Origin of the sequence: Serratia plymuthica, from assembly GCF_018336935.1 — a bacterium.
In the GTDB taxonomy this organism is placed as follows: Bacteria; Pseudomonadota; Gammaproteobacteria; order Enterobacterales; family Enterobacteriaceae; genus Serratia; species Serratia plymuthica_B.
In genome coordinates, this window is sequence record NZ_CP068771.1 from 1955550 (window position 1) to 1969604 (window position 14055).

At 55.9% G+C, this 14055-nt stretch carries 14 protein-coding genes; 13 read left to right on the plus strand and 1 reads right to left on the minus strand.

What is annotated here, in order from left to right:
• Complete coding sequence (pheT, locus tag JK621_RS09310; protein ID WP_212559541.1) at nt 1-2388, plus strand: phenylalanine--tRNA ligase subunit beta; 2388 nt, start codon at nt 1-3, stop codon at nt 2386-2388.
• A gap of 4 nt (nt 2389-2392) precedes the next feature.
• Complete coding sequence (ihfA, locus tag JK621_RS09315) at nt 2393-2689, plus strand: integration host factor subunit alpha (RefSeq protein ID WP_004943604.1); 297 nt, start codon at nt 2393-2395, stop codon at nt 2687-2689.
• A 218-nt stretch (nt 2690-2907) separates the two neighbouring features.
• Here the strand turns inward: ihfA and JK621_RS25465 are convergent, their stop codons facing one another.
• Nucleotides 2908-3036 carry a hypothetical protein gene (locus JK621_RS25465; RefSeq protein WP_013812635.1) on the minus strand — a complete coding sequence of 43 codons (129 nt, stop codon included), beginning with the start codon at nt 3034-3036 and terminating at the stop codon, nt 2908-2910.
• Nucleotides 3037-3269: 233 nt separating this feature from the next.
• Here JK621_RS25465 and JK621_RS09320 point away from each other — a divergent pair, with 233 nt between their 5' ends.
• The 11 genes from JK621_RS09320 to arnF all read left to right on the plus strand — a co-directional run bounded on the left by JK621_RS09320 (nt 3270) and on the right by arnF (nt 14044).
• A complete protein-coding gene (locus tag JK621_RS09320; RefSeq protein ID WP_212559542.1) occupies nt 3270-3716 on the plus strand; it encodes a DUF2502 domain-containing protein in 447 nt (148 codons plus the stop codon).
• A 165-nt stretch (nt 3717-3881) separates the two neighbouring features.
• Nucleotides 3882-4889 carry a vitamin B12 ABC transporter permease BtuC gene (gene btuC / locus JK621_RS09325; protein WP_212559543.1) on the plus strand — a complete coding sequence of 336 codons (1008 nt, stop codon included), beginning with the start codon at nt 3882-3884 and terminating at the stop codon, nt 4887-4889.
• A 41-nt stretch (nt 4890-4930) separates the two neighbouring features.
• Nucleotides 4931-5482: a glutathione peroxidase gene (locus JK621_RS09330; RefSeq protein ID WP_212559544.1), complete on the plus strand. Its 552-nt coding sequence runs from the start codon at nt 4931-4933 to the stop codon at nt 5480-5482.
• 19 nt (nt 5483-5501) lie between these two features.
• Nucleotides 5502-6257: a vitamin B12 ABC transporter ATP-binding protein BtuD gene (btuD, locus tag JK621_RS09335; RefSeq protein WP_212559545.1), complete on the plus strand. Its 756-nt coding sequence runs from the start codon at nt 5502-5504 to the stop codon at nt 6255-6257.
• A gap of 387 nt (nt 6258-6644) precedes the next feature.
• On the plus strand, nt 6645-7799 hold the full coding sequence (gene arnB, locus JK621_RS09340; protein WP_212559546.1) for a UDP-4-amino-4-deoxy-L-arabinose aminotransferase: 1155 nt from the start codon (nt 6645-6647) through the stop codon (nt 7797-7799).
• The gene (gene arnC, locus JK621_RS09345; RefSeq protein WP_212559547.1) at nt 7786-8766 is read left to right on the plus strand and encodes an undecaprenyl-phosphate 4-deoxy-4-formamido-L-arabinose transferase; all 981 of its coding nucleotides are present in this window, start codon (nt 7786-7788) and stop codon (nt 8764-8766) included. The genes arnB and arnC overlap by 14 nt, the downstream gene beginning before the upstream one ends.
• Nucleotides 8766-10748: a bifunctional UDP-4-amino-4-deoxy-L-arabinose formyltransferase/UDP-glucuronic acid oxidase ArnA gene (gene arnA / locus JK621_RS09350; RefSeq protein ID WP_212560168.1), complete on the plus strand. Its 1983-nt coding sequence runs from the start codon at nt 8766-8768 to the stop codon at nt 10746-10748. Before arnC ends, arnA begins: the two co-directional genes overlap by 1 nt.
• Nucleotides 10745-11650: a 4-deoxy-4-formamido-L-arabinose-phosphoundecaprenol deformylase gene (gene arnD / locus JK621_RS09355; protein ID WP_212559548.1), complete on the plus strand. Its 906-nt coding sequence runs from the start codon at nt 10745-10747 to the stop codon at nt 11648-11650. The genes arnA and arnD overlap by 4 nt, the downstream gene beginning before the upstream one ends.
• On the plus strand, nt 11647-13311 hold the full coding sequence (arnT, locus tag JK621_RS09360) for a lipid IV(A) 4-amino-4-deoxy-L-arabinosyltransferase (RefSeq protein ID WP_212559549.1): 1665 nt from the start codon (nt 11647-11649) through the stop codon (nt 13309-13311). The genes arnD and arnT overlap by 4 nt, the downstream gene beginning before the upstream one ends.
• The gene (arnE, locus tag JK621_RS09365; RefSeq protein ID WP_126486345.1) at nt 13308-13655 is read left to right on the plus strand and encodes a 4-amino-4-deoxy-L-arabinose-phosphoundecaprenol flippase subunit ArnE; all 348 of its coding nucleotides are present in this window, start codon (nt 13308-13310) and stop codon (nt 13653-13655) included. The genes arnT and arnE overlap by 4 nt, the downstream gene beginning before the upstream one ends.
• Nucleotides 13652-14044 (plus strand): 4-amino-4-deoxy-L-arabinose-phosphoundecaprenol flippase subunit ArnF, encoded by a 393-nt coding sequence (gene arnF, locus JK621_RS09370; RefSeq protein WP_212559550.1) that lies wholly within the window; start codon nt 13652-13654, stop codon nt 14042-14044. The genes arnE and arnF overlap by 4 nt, the downstream gene beginning before the upstream one ends.
• The last annotated feature ends 11 nt before the right edge of the window (nt 14045-14055 follow it).

The following is a 14055-nucleotide window of genomic DNA, read 5'->3' on the forward strand; positions in this document are numbered from 1 at the left end:
ATGAAATTCAGTGAACTCTGGTTGCGCGAGTGGGTAAACCCGGCCATCAGCAGCGAAGCATTATCCGATCAAATCACCATGGCAGGCCTGGAAGTGGACGGCGTGGAGCCGGTAGCCGGCGTTTTCAACGGCGTGGTGGTTGGCCAGGTGGTTGAATGCGGTCAGCATCCGAATGCGGACAAACTGCGCGTGACCAAGGTCAATGTGGGCGGCGATCGCCTGCTGGATATCGTCTGCGGCGCGCCAAACTGCCGTACTGGCCTGAAGGTGGCCGTTGCCACCGTGGGCGCGGTGTTGCCGGGCGATTTCAAAATCAAAGCCGCCAAATTGCGCGGCGAGCCTTCTGAAGGCATGCTTTGTTCGTTCTCCGAACTGGGCATTTCAGACGATCACGACGGTATTATCGAACTGCCGGAAGATGCGCCGATTGGCACCGACATCCGTGAATACCTGAAGCTGAACGACAACACGATCGAAATCAGCGTAACGCCTAACCGTGCGGACTGTCTGGGCATCATCGGCGTAGCGCGGGATGTCGGCGTGCTGAATCAGGTGGCGCTGAGCGAACCGGACATGAGCCCGGTCGCCGCGACTATCGATGATACGCTGCCGATCCGCGTTGATGCACCGCAGGCCTGCCCACGTTACCTCGGCCGCGTAGTCAAAGGCATCAACGTTAAGGCTGCCAGCCCGTTGTGGATGCGTGAGAAACTGCGTCGTTGCGGCATCCGTTCCATTGACGCGGTGGTTGACGTTACCAACTACGTGCTGCTGGAACTGGGTCAGCCAATGCATGCTTTCGACCTGAGCCGCATTGAAGGCGGGATCGTGGTGCGTATGGCCGAAGAGGGGGAAACCCTGACGTTGCTGGACGGCAGCGAAGCCAAACTGAATGCAGACACCCTGGTGATTGCCGATCACCAGAAAGCGCTGGCGATGGGCGGCATCTTTGGTGGCGAACATTCAGGGGTGAATGACGAGACCCAGGATGTGCTGCTGGAGTGCGCCTTCTTCAGCCCGCTGTCGATTACCGGCCGTGCGCGCCGTCAGGGCCTGCACACCGATGCCTCACATCGCTATGAGCGTGGCGTTGACCCTGCGCTGCAGTACAAAGCCATGGAGCGCGCTACCCGCCTGTTGATTGATATTTGCGGCGGCCAGGCCGGCCCGGTTATTGATGTTACCACCGAAAGCGAATTGCCGAAGCGCGCCACCATTACGTTGCGCCGTGAAAAGCTGGATCGTTTGATTGGCCACGTAGTGCCGAGCGAGCAGGTGAGCGATATTCTGCGTCGTCTGGGTTGCCAGGTGACCGAGCAGGGCGATAACTGGCTGGCGGTGGCGCCGAGCTGGCGTTTCGATATGGAAATCGAAGAAGACCTGGTGGAAGAAGTCGCGCGCGTTTATGGCTACAACAATATTCCTGACGTTCCGGTACGTGCCGATCTGGTCATGACCAAGCATCGCGAAGCCGATCTGACGCTGAAACGCGTGAAGACCCTGCTGGTCGATCACGGTTTCCAGGAAGCGATCACCTACAGTTTCGTTGATCCTAAGGTGCAAGCCTTGCTGCACCCGGGTGAAGAGGCATTGATCCTGCCAAGCCCAATCTCGGTAGAGATGTCGGCTATGCGTCTGTCATTGTGGACCGGCCTGTTGTCCGCGGTGGTGTATAACCAGAATCGTCAGCAAAGCCGCCTGCGCCTGTTTGAAAGCGGCTTGCGCTTTGTGCCTGATACTGCGGCAAATCTGGGTATCCGTCAGGATGTCATGCTGGCAGGGGTGATTGCGGGCCATACGCACGAAGAACACTGGGATCTGGCGCGTAAGCCGGTCGACTTCTATGATTTAAAAGGCGATCTGGAATCGGTACTCGAACTGACCGGTAAATTATCCGAAATTCAGTTCAAGGCAGAGGCCAATCCGGCACTGCATCCGGGGCAAAGCGCAGCGATTTATTTACAGGGCGAACGCGTAGGTTTCATCGGTGTGGTTCATCCGGAACTTGAGCGTAAACTGGATCTTAACGGCCGCACAGTGGTGTTCGAACTGGAGTGGAACAAGGTCGCAAGCCGCGCTGTGCCTCAGGCGCGGGAGATTTCTCGCTTCCCGGCAAACCGTCGCGATATCGCCGTCGTAGTGGCTGAAAACGTCGCCGCAGAAGATATTTTGGCAGAGTGTAAGAAAGTTGGCGAAAATCAGGTGGTTGGCGTAAACTTGTTTGATGTGTACCGTGGCAAGGGCGTAGCGGAGGGTGATAAGAGCCTGGCTATCAGTCTGGTATTGCAGGATACCGCTCGTACACTGGAAGAAGAGGAGATAGCCGCTACCGTTGCAAGATGCGTAGAGGCTCTAAAACAGCGATTCCAAGCATCCTTGAGGGATTGAACCTATGGCGCTTACTAAAGCTGAAATGTCAGAACACCTGTTTGAAAAGCTTGGGCTTAGCAAACGGGATGCCAAAGACCTGGTAGAACTGTTTTTCGAAGAGGTGCGTCGTGCTCTCGAGAATGGTGAGCAGGTTAAACTGTCAGGTTTTGGCAATTTTGATTTGCGTGACAAGAACCAACGTCCTGGGCGTAACCCGAAAACTGGCGAGGACATTCCGATTACGGCGCGCCGCGTGGTCACTTTCCGTCCGGGGCAAAAGCTGAAAAGTCGGGTAGAGAACGCCAGCCCGAAAGAGTAAGTTGCGTGAAACCAAAAAAGGCCGCTTTTGCGGCCTTTTTCTTTTTCTGCGTTAAATTCGGTTTATTCTTAAATTATATCGCTATTGGCATCGGCTGGTGAGGATATTACTTTCATTGTCCCATTGGTTCAAAATAATATATTTTATACGGATTATTCTTATTGATATTTTATATTGATTGCTTTGTGAAATAAGAAAGGGGCCGAGGCCCCTGATGGTTAATAATGGTTGTAGTAGTGACCCGGCCCGCCGCCACGGTGGCCGCCACCGTGTGGGCCGAAGCAGCAGGCGCTGAGCGCTGAAGCCAGTACGGCAACGGTCAATAGCATTCCAATACGCTTAATCATAATAATATTTCTCCGGTGGTTGTGGGCTTAATTATAAATAACCCTGTAGCGGTACGTACGTCAGTTATTCGTTAAGCGTTGTCAGTAATTATATTAATTACCCTGCATAGGAAGAGTGTATGGATTTCGTAAAGGAGATGAAAACGATCTGAAAATAGGCATTGGTGAGATAGGCGCTAAATAAATGCGCTGATATAACCACTCCGGCGAGAAAAATAAAGTGAGAACATAAAATGAAAAAGATCCTGTTGCTGGTTTGTTTACCGTTGCTGCTGCCGGTGGCAGCGCAGGCGGATGTCTCTATAGATATCAACGTGCCGGGCGTCTCGGTTCATCTGGGCGATCAGGATCGTCGGGGCTATTACTGGGATGGTTACGACTGGCGTCCGCCGCAGTGGTGGCATGCTCATCAGGGCCGCGGTATGGGGGAGCGGAATAGCCATGGCATGTATTGGGACGGGGGCCGTTGGCAACCGAAGCCACCGCGCGGTTATGAGCACCCTGGCCCGGATCGCGGCGGTAATCCATTCCGTGGCGAACGGGATAATCATGATAACGGTAACCGTCATGACAACGGCGGTCGCGGTAACGATCAGGGTCGTGGCAATGACAATGGGCGCGGTAACGGCCACGGTAATGGTGAACCCTATCCACCGAATGGCAATGGTCAGCGTCATTAATTGATTCTACAGCGGCTGCTTTTGCCACCACCTGCGGGTGACGGGCAGGGGCAGCCGCCGTTTTCCTGCCATTGAATACTTCCCCTTCAGGCGCTAACCCCCTAATATTTGACCCAGACGTCAATTATTCGGCCGCAAATACGGCCTGCAGGGAATCGCGCGCCTATGCCGACCAGCCAAACCTTTTCTTTATTGCTCCAGAATCAACGTACTCGCGACAAACGCCATTTGTGGCTGTTGGCGCTGGGCGTTGCGGTGGCTTTTGTTTTCAGCCTCAGTGCCGGTGACGTTTGGCTCTGGCCCTCACAGTGGTTGAGTGAATCCGCGCAGCTGTTTGTCTGGCAATTGCGGTTGCCGCGCGCGATGGCGGTGATGCTGGTAGGCGCCAGCCTGGCGGTGGCCGGGGCGGTTATGCAGGCGCTATTCGAAAACTCCTTGGCCGAGCCCGGCCTGCTCGGTGTCGCGAATGGTGCCGGTGTGGCGTTGGTGCTGACGGTGTTGTTGGGTAACGGTTTGCTGCCGGTGGCGTTGATGAGCCTGAGCGCTATCGTCGGTGCGCTAGTCATGACTTTTCTGCTGCTGAGCTTTGCCCGCCGCCGACGCTTAACCAATGCGCGCTTGCTGTTGGTGGGGGTTGCGCTGGGCATCGTTTGCAGCGCGGTGATGACCTGGGCGGTGTACTTCAGTTCCAGTCTGGATCTGCGCCAACTGATGTATTGGATGATGGGCGGCTTTGGCGGCGTTGACTGGCGGCAAAAGTGGTTGGTGCTGGCCCTGTTGCCGGTACTGCTTTGGCTGTGTTGCCAAGGCAAGGCGCTGAACTTTATGGCCCTGGGGGAGATTCAGGCGCGTCAGCTCGGGCTTTCCTTGCATCTGTGGCGCAATCTGCTGGTGTTGGCGATTGGCTGGCTGGTGGGCGTCAGCGTGGCGCTGGCCGGGGTGATTGGTTTTGTCGGACTGGTGATCCCGCATATGCTGCGTCTCAGTGGCCTGACCAATCAACGTTATCTGCTGCCCGGGTGCGCGCTGGCCGGTGGCGGCGTGTTGCTGGCCGCTGATGTGGTGGCGCGTATCACCCTGTTGTCGGCAGAATTGCCCATTGGGGTGGTGACCGCTACCCTCGGGGCACCGCTATTTATCTGGTTACTGACCCGGGTAAAAAGCGTAAGGTAGTTTTTTCTGTTCACCTGCAAACAAAACAAGAGGATAAAGCTATGTCTCAACCTATTTATGACATTCCGGTAAACACTATCGAAAATCATTCCACCACCCTGGGCGAATATGAAGGCAAAGCGCTGCTGGTGGTTAACGTGGCGTCGGAATGTGGCTTGACCAAGCAATATGAAGGGCTGGAAGCCTTGTACGAAACCTATCGCGCGCAGGGTTTTGAGGTGCTGGGCTTCCCGTCCAATGAGTTCCTGGGGCAAGAACCCGGCAGCAATGAAGAGATCCTGGCGTTTTGCCGCGGAACCTTCGGCGTTCAGTTTCCGATGTTCGCCAAAATTGAAGTGAACAGCGACGATCGCCATCCGTTGTACCAGGCGCTGATTGCCGCAAAACCGCAGGCCATTGCGCCAGAGGGCAGCGAATTCCTGGCGCGTATGAGCAGCAAAGGCCGTGCGCCGAAACAAACCGGCGATATCCTGTGGAACTTTGAGAAGTTCCTGATTGGGCGCGATGGCCAAGTGATTCAGCGTTTCTCGCCGGATATGACGCCGGAAGATCCGGTGCTGGTCGCGGCCGTGAAACAGGCCCTCGCCGGATAACAAGGAGCGGTAGTCTATCATGCTGCAACTCAGTGAGGTTGGGGTAGAAGGGCGTTTGGCCCCATTTTCAGCGCAGGTTGATGCCGGGTTGCAGTATCACCTTATCGGCCCGAACGGCGCCGGTAAAAGTACGCTGCTGGCTCGCTTGGCGGGCATGCTGCCCGGCAGGGGAGAAATTCTGCTGTCAGGGCAACCGGTGGCCGATTTTCAGGGGAATGAGCTGGCGCTGCGTCGTGCTTATTTAAGCCAGCAGCAGCCCCCGGTCGCGTTGATGCCGGTATTTCAATATTTGGCGCTGCACCAGCCGGCGGGGGCCTCTGAAGCCGCGGTGGAGAGTGCCATCCTCTATCTTTGCCAACGTTTAAAACTGATGGACAAGTTGCCACGAATGCTGACTCAGCTGTCCGGCGGCGAATGGCAGCGGGTAAGGCTGGCGGCGGTGCTGCTGCAGGTGTGGCCGACGGTTAACCCCAACAGTCAACTGCTGCTGCTGGATGAGCCGACCAATAGTCTGGATGTGGCGCAGAAGGTCGCTCTGGATCGTCTGCTTCGCGAGTTTTGCCAGAGCGGGCGCAGTGCTTTGGTTTGCGCGCACGATCTCAACCACACTCTGCAGCAGGCCGATCGGGTTTGGCTGTTGCACGCCGGTCGGTTGATCGCGCAGGGCGTTACGCGAGATGTGATGGAGCCGGTCTTGCTTTCACAGATTTATGATGTGGATTTTCATCTGCAGGCGGTCGGCGATCAGCGTTGGATCATGACCAAGACCGCGTAGCGAGAAAAGCGGCTTAAACGAAAATTAAACGGACTCGATATAAATAGACGGCTAACCATCGGCCGTTATTTCCTTTTTCCCATTAAATTAACTCTCCCGCCTTGAAAACCGTCCCTGACGTGCTACGATAATTTAGTTCAAATAAAATAAGTAAGTAATTATTTATAACTATAATTCATTGTTTTTTAATGGATTTTTATTTTTTTTGATGTGCCGCTCACATTTGATAGCCAACTGATAATTAATCTCACCTTAAGGTTTAGTTAAGCTTGCAGCCGTACATTGGCAGTTAATCCACCAGGAACGATTCTCTCTGGCGTTTAATATTCGTTAAATAAAAGAGATCTACAGTGTCATTAAAGAAATTTGATGGGTTTGGGGTTAACTATGGATGAATTTTTACCTTTTTCGCGCCCGGCCATTGGCGAAGAAGAGATCGCAGCGGTAGAAAAGGTATTGCGTTCCGGCTGGATCACCACCGGGCCACAGAACCAGCAATTGGAAAGCGAATTCTGCTCCACCTTCGGATGTAAACACGCCATCGCCGTTTGTTCCGCCACTGCGGGTATGCACATTACCCTGATGGCGCTGGGCATTGGGCCGGGTGATGAAGTTATCACACCTTCGCAAACCTGGGTTTCCACCCTCAACATGATTGAATTGCTTGGCGCGATGCCGGTGATGATTGACGTTGACCGCGATACGTTGATGGTCAGCGCCGCCGATGTCGAAGCTGCCATCACGGCTAAAACCAAAGCCATTGTCCCGGTGCATTACGCCGGCGCGCCACTGCAGATGGATGCCTTGCGCGATGTGGCAAAACGCCACAATATCCCCCTGATTGAAGATGCCGCCCATGCGGTGGGCGCTCGTTACAACGGCGAGTGGGTCGGCGCGCGCGGCACGGCAATTTTCTCCTTCCATGCGATTAAAAACCTGACCTGCGCCGAGGGCGGCCTGATCGCCACCGACGACGATGTACTGGCGGATCGCGTGCGTTGCCTGAAGTTCCACGGGCTGGCGGTTGACGCCTTCGATCGGCAACAACTGGGGCGCAAGCCGCAGGCCGAGGTGGTGGAACCGGGTTACAAATACAACCTTTCGGATATTCACGCGGCCATCGCCGTCGTGCAGTTAGCCCGTCTGCCACAGCTGAACGCCCGCCGCAAAGCGCTGGCCGAGCGTTATTTGGCCGCGCTGGAGGGCTCGCCTTTCCAGCCGCTGGGGCTGCCTGATTACCCGCATGACCACGCCTGGCATCTGTTTATGGTGCGAGTCGATGCCGAGCGTTGCGGTATCGACCGCGACCAACTGATGGAGCGCCTGAAGGCGTTGGGCATAGGCACCGGCCTGCATTTCCGCGCTGCCCATACCCAGAAATTTTACCGCGAACGTTATCCGCAACTGGTTTTGCCGAACACCGAATGGAACTCGGCGCGTCTTTGCACCTTACCGTTATTCCCTGATATGACCGACGATGACGTTGATCGCGTGGTCAATGCCTTATCTTCTGTTGTGGAGTCATTACGTGTCTCGCGTTGAGCCAATAAAAAAAGTTTCGGTAGTGATACCGGTATACAACGAGCAGGAAAGTTTGCCTGCCTTGCTTGAGCGTACTACTGCCGCCTGTAAGCAACTGACTCAGTCTTATGAAATTATCCTGGTCGATGACGGCAGCAGCGACAACTCTGCCGATATGCTGACCGCTGCGGCAGAACAACCGGGCAGTTGCGTGATTGCCGTTTTGCTGAACCGTAATTACGGTCAACACTCGGCGATTATGGCCGGTTTCAATCAGGTGAGCGGCGATCTGGTGATCACGCTGGATGCCGATTTGCAAAACCCGCCGGAAGAAATCCCGCGTCTGGTGCGGGTAGCGGAAGAGGGCTATGACGTCGTGGGCACCGTGCGCGCCAACCGTCAGGATTCCTGGTTCCGCAAAAGCGCCTCACGCATTATCAATATGATGATCCAACGCGCTACCGGTAAATCGATGGGCGATTACGGCTGCATGTTGCGCGCTTACCGCCGCCATATTATCGAAGCCATGTTGAACTGCCACGAACGCAGCACCTTTATCCCGATTCTGGCGAACACCTTCGCCCGGCGCACCACAGAAATCGACGTACTGCATGCCGAGCGCGAGTTTGGCGACTCCAAATACAGCCTGATGAAGCTGATTAACCTGATGTACGACTTGCTTACCTGCCTGACGACGACGCCGCTGCGTATGCTTAGCGTCGTGGGTAGCGTGGTGGCGCTCTCAGGTTTTGTGCTGGCGGTGGTGTTGATCGCCCTGCGTTTGATTATGGGGCCTGAATGGTCGGGCGGCGGCGTGTTCACCCTGTTTGCGGTGCTGTTTACCTTTATTGGCGCTCAATTTGTCGGCATGGGCCTGTTGGGAGAGTACATAGGTCGTATCTATACCGACGTACGCGCTCGCCCTCGTTATTTTGTTCAGAAAGTGGTCGGTGAACAGCCGGTTCACAATACTCAGGAAGAAGAATGATGAAAGCTATTGTATTTGCTTACCATGATATTGGCTGCGCGGGTTTGAAAGCGCTGACTGAGGCAGGTTATGACGTTCAGGCGGTATTCACGCATACCGACGATCCTGGTGAGAACAACTTCTTCTCTTCCGTAGCACGTTTGGGCGCTGAATTGGAGTTACCGGTCTATGCGCCGGAAGACGTTAACCATCCGCTGTGGATCGAGCGTATTCGTCAGATGCAACCGGACGTTATTTTCTCATTCTATTATCGCAACCTGCTGAGCGATGAGATCCTGTCGCTGGCACCGCTTGGCGGTTTCAACCTGCACGGTTCGTTGCTGCCGCGCTACCGTGGCCGCGCGCCGGTGAACTGGGCGTTGGTCAATGGCGAAACCGAAACCGGCGCCACGCTGCACAAAATGGTCAAACGCCCGGACGCAGGGGATATCGTTGGTCAGCGTAAAGTGGCGATTGCCGCTGATGATACGGCGCTGACGTTGCACAAAAAAGTGCTGGAAGCGGCGCAGGCACTGCTGAAAGACGAGCTGCCCAAACTGAAAAACGGCACCGCCTCATTCACTGCGCAAAATGAAGCCGACGCCAGCTATTTTGGCCGCCGCACTGCCGCGGACGGTGAAATTCTGTGGCATAAATCCGCACAGGAAATCAACAACCTGATCCGTGCGGTCACCGAGCCTTACCCTGGCGCATTCAGCTACCTCGGCCAGCGTAAACTGATCGTCTGGCGCGCCCGCGTGCTGGATGCCCAGCATGATAAACAACCGGGCACCGTGCTCAGCACCTCTCCGCTGATCATCGCTTGCGGTGAAGGCGCGCTGGAAATCGTTGCCGGGCAAAACGAGACCGGTCTGTACGTACAGGGCAGCCGTCTGGCGCAGGAAATGGGGATCGTGACCGATGTGCGCTTGGCCGCCAAGCCGAATGCGGTTATGAAACGCAGAACCCGCGTGTTGATCCTGGGCGTTAACGGTTTTATCGGTAACCACCTGACCGAACGCCTGCTGCGCGACGACCGTTACGACATTTACGGCCTGGATATCGGTTCGGATGCCATCAGCCGCTTCCTGGATAACCCGCGCTTCCACTTTGTGGAAGGGGATATCAGCATTCACTCGGAGTGGATCGAGTATCACATCAAGAAATGCGACGTGGTGCTGCCGCTGGTGGCCATCGCGACGCCTATCGAATATACCCGCAACCCGCTGCGCGTATTCGAGTTGGATTTCGAAGAAAACCTGAAAATCGTCCGCGACTGCGTGAAATACAATAAGCGCATTATCTTCCCGTCCACCTCCGAGGTGTACGGCATGTGCGACGACAAAGAGTTTGATGAAGACCACTCGCGTCTGATCGTCGGGCCGATCAACAAACAGCGCTGGATTTACTCGGTGTCCAAGCAGTTGCTGGACCGAGTGATTTGGGCATACGGTGCCAAGGAAGGGTTGAAGTTCACGCTGTTCCGGCCGTTTAACTGGATGGGACCGCGTCTGGATAATCTGGATGCGGCGCGTATCGGTTCATCACGCGCTATCACCCAATTGATTCTCAATCTGGTGGAAGGTTCGCCGATCAAACTGATGGACGGCGGGGCACAGAAACGCTGCTTTACCGACATCAACGACGGTATCGAAGCGCTGTTTCGCATTATCGAAAACCGCGACGGTTTGTGTGACGGCCAGATCGTCAATATCGGTAATCCGACCAACGAAGCCAGCATCCGTGAACTGGCGGAAATGCTGCTCGAGAGTTTCAACAATCACCCGTTGCGCGACAGTTTCCCGCCGTTTGCCGGTTTCAAGGATGTAGAAAGCAGCAGCTATTACGGTAAAGGGTATCAGGACGTTGAGCACCGTACGCCGAGCATCAAGAATGCCCGCCGCCTGTTGGGTTGGCAGCCGACGATTGCTATGCAGCAGACCGTTGCAGACACGTTGGATTACTTCCTGCGCACTACCGTCCAGGAAGGTAAAGGTGAATGAAGAAAGTCGGTCTGCGAGTTGATGTAGATACCTTCAGCGGCACCCGGGAAGGGGTGCCGCAGTTGCTGGAACTGTTCGACAAATACGATATTCAGGCCAGTTTCTTCTTCAGCGTAGGACCGGACAATATGGGGCGCCATCTGTGGCGCCTTTTACGTCCGAAATTCCTGTGGAAAATGTTGCGTTCGAACGCTGCGTCCCTGTACGGCTGGGATATCCTGCTGGCCGGTACCGCCTGGCCGGGGCGCAATATTTCGCGCGCGCTGGGGCCGTTGATGAAGCGCACCGCCGAGGCCGGGCATGAGGTGGGGCTGCATGCCTGGGATCATCAGGGCTGGCAGGCGAACGTCGGCCGCTGGTCCGAGGCGCAATTGACGCAACAGGTTCAACGGGGCGTGGATGCGCTAACCGCCAGCATTGGTCAGCCGGTAAAATGCTCGGCGGTCGCCGGCTGGCGTGCGGATACGCGGGTGCTGGAGGTGAAGCAGCGTTTCGGTTTTCACTACAACAGCGACTGCCGCGGCACCCATCCATTCCGTCCGCTGTTAAGCGATGGTCGCATGGGAACGGTTCAGATCCCGGTAACGCTGCCCACCTTTGATGAGGTGATTGGCAGTGAAGTCAGTATGGCCGACTTCAACGATTACATTTTGCAAGCCATTGAAAACGATCGCGGCGTGCCGGTGTACACCATACATACCGAAGTGGAAGGGATGTCGCAGGCGGCGATGTTCGAACAGTTATTGCAGCGTGCGCAACGGCAGGGCATAGCATTCTGTCCGTTAAGCGAACTGCTGCCGCACGATTTGGCGTCATTGCCATTGGGCCGCGTCAAGCGCGCTCCTTTCCCCGGCCGTGAAGGTTGGCTGGGTTGTCAAACCGATGTGAAGGACGATTCATGAAGGCACTAAAAGGATCATGGGCCATTTTGCTGGCCATTTTTTTTGCTCTGGTTTACCTGATTCCCCTTAATGGCCGCCTGCTGTGGCAGCCAGATGAAACCCGTTATGCCGAGATCAGCCGCGAGATGCTGCAGCGCGGCGATTGGGTGGTGCCTAATCTGCTCGGCCTGCGTTATTTTGAAAAACCGGTAGCCGGTTATTGGTTTAACAACATCAGCCAATGGCTGTTTGGCGAGACCAATTTTGCGGTGCGTTTCGGTTCGGTATTCAGCACCGGCATAACCGCGCTGCTGGTATTTGCTCTGGCGATGCTGATGTGGCGCAATGCGCGCCGTGCCAGCCTGGCGACGCTGATTTTCCTGTCGATGGTACTGGTGTTCAGCATCGGTACCTACAGCGTACTGGATCCGATGATCTCACTGTGGCTGGCCGCGGCGATGGTCAGCTATTACCTGACGTTGAAGGCCACCACGGCCAAAGGCAAGTTGGGCGGTTACGTGCTGTTGGGTTTGGCCTGCGGCATGGGCTTTATGACCAAGGGGTTCCTGGCGCTGGCGGTGCCGGTGATTGCGGTGATCCCGATTGTGATTCAGCAACGTCGGATTAAAGATCTTCTTATTTACGGCCCGGTGGCGATCGTGGTGGCGGTGTTGCTCAGCCTGCCTTGGGCGCTGGCCATTGCCCAGCGAGAACCGGACTTCTGGAATTACTTCTTCTGGGTGGAGCATATTCAGCGCTTCGCCGAGGACAATGCGCAGCATAAGGCACCGTTCTGGTACTATATCCCGGTTCTGTTTGCCGGGGTGCTGCCGTGGGCGGCGCTGCTGCCAGGCTCGCTGATCAAGGGCTGGCGTGAGCGCATCAATCGCCCGGAGCTGTTTTTCCTGCTCAGTTGGGTAGTGATGCCTTTGATATTCTTCAGTATCGCCAAAGGTAAGCTGCCGACCTATATTCTGCCGTGCATGGCGCCGCTGGCACTGTTGATGGCCGCCTATGCCGAGGATTATGCGGCGGCACTGCGCAGCAAGGCATTCAAAGTCAATGCGCTGCTAAACGGATTGTTTGGCGCGATAGGCGTATTGGCGTTGCTGATTATCGGTAGTGGTCTGTTGCCCAAGGTGCATTTGTTTAACGCCCAGGAATGGCCGAAGATCGTGATCGGTATTATCGCCTTTGCCGGGTGGCTGGCGTTCGCCGTGGTGTCGGTGCGGGATAATGCACGCCGCTGGCGTTGGGCGGCCGCCTGTCCGTTGCTGCTGTGCCTGCTGATTGGCTATGCGATTCCGCAGCAGGTGACCGATTCCAAGCTGCCGCAAAACTTCGCGCGAGTGAACATGGCAGAACTAAGCCATAGCCGCTATGTGCTGACCGACAGCGTAGGCGTGGCCGCAGGCCTGGCCTGGGAACTCAAGCGCAGCGACGTGCTGATGTTCAGCGAGAAGGGCGAAGTGTCTTATGGTCTGGACTATCCGGATGCCCGCAGCCATTTCATCAGCGATGACGATTTCCCGCAGTGGTTGGCACAGGCGCGAAAACAGGGCGATGTCTCGCTGGTATTGCAATTGTCGAGAGGGGATCACGTGCCGAAAAACTTACCGGCTGCCGACAAGATTGTTGAGATGAACCGCCTGGCGCTGGTTTGGTACCAACAACAACCATGATGATCGGTTACCTGTTGGTGATTGTCGTCAGCCTGCTCACTTGTGGTGGGCAGCTGTGCCAGAAACTGGCCGCCCAGTGTTGGCAATTGCCACCGGACGTTAGACGGGGGCCGACGCTGCGCTGGTTGGCGCTGGCGGTGTTGTTGCTGGGGGCCGGCATGGCGGTGTGGCTCAACGTGTTGCAACGTTTGCCGCTCAGCTTGGCATACCCGATGCTCAGCCTGAATTTTGTGCTGGTGACGCTGGCTGCCCGCTGGCTGTTTCAGGAACCGACCACGTTGCGCCACTGGTGCGGCGTGGCGTCCATTATGCTGGGGATCCTGTTGATGAGTGTGCAACCATGAGGGGCTACGCCTGGGGCGCCGCCAGCGTGCTGCTGGTTACGCTGGCGCAACTGCTGATGAAGTGGGGCATGGCGCAGATCCCGCTGATGTCGTTCGCGGACGTGACGCCGGCGCTGCTCATGCATTATTGTTTGCCGCTGCTGGCAGTGTGCGGCGGTATCTTTGGTTATGCGCTGTCGATGCTGTGCTGGTTCTTTGCGCTGCATCATTTGCCACTAAATCGTGCTTATCCGCTGTTGAGCGTCAGCTATGCGCTGGTGTACCTGGCTGCGGTGATCCTGCCCTGGTTCAATGAATCCGCCACCTTGCTGAAAACTCTCGGCACGTTGTTTATTCTGCTTGGGGTGTGGCTGATTAACAGCAAGGCTGGGGTAAAAACCGCCCAATAGCGCAAAAATTG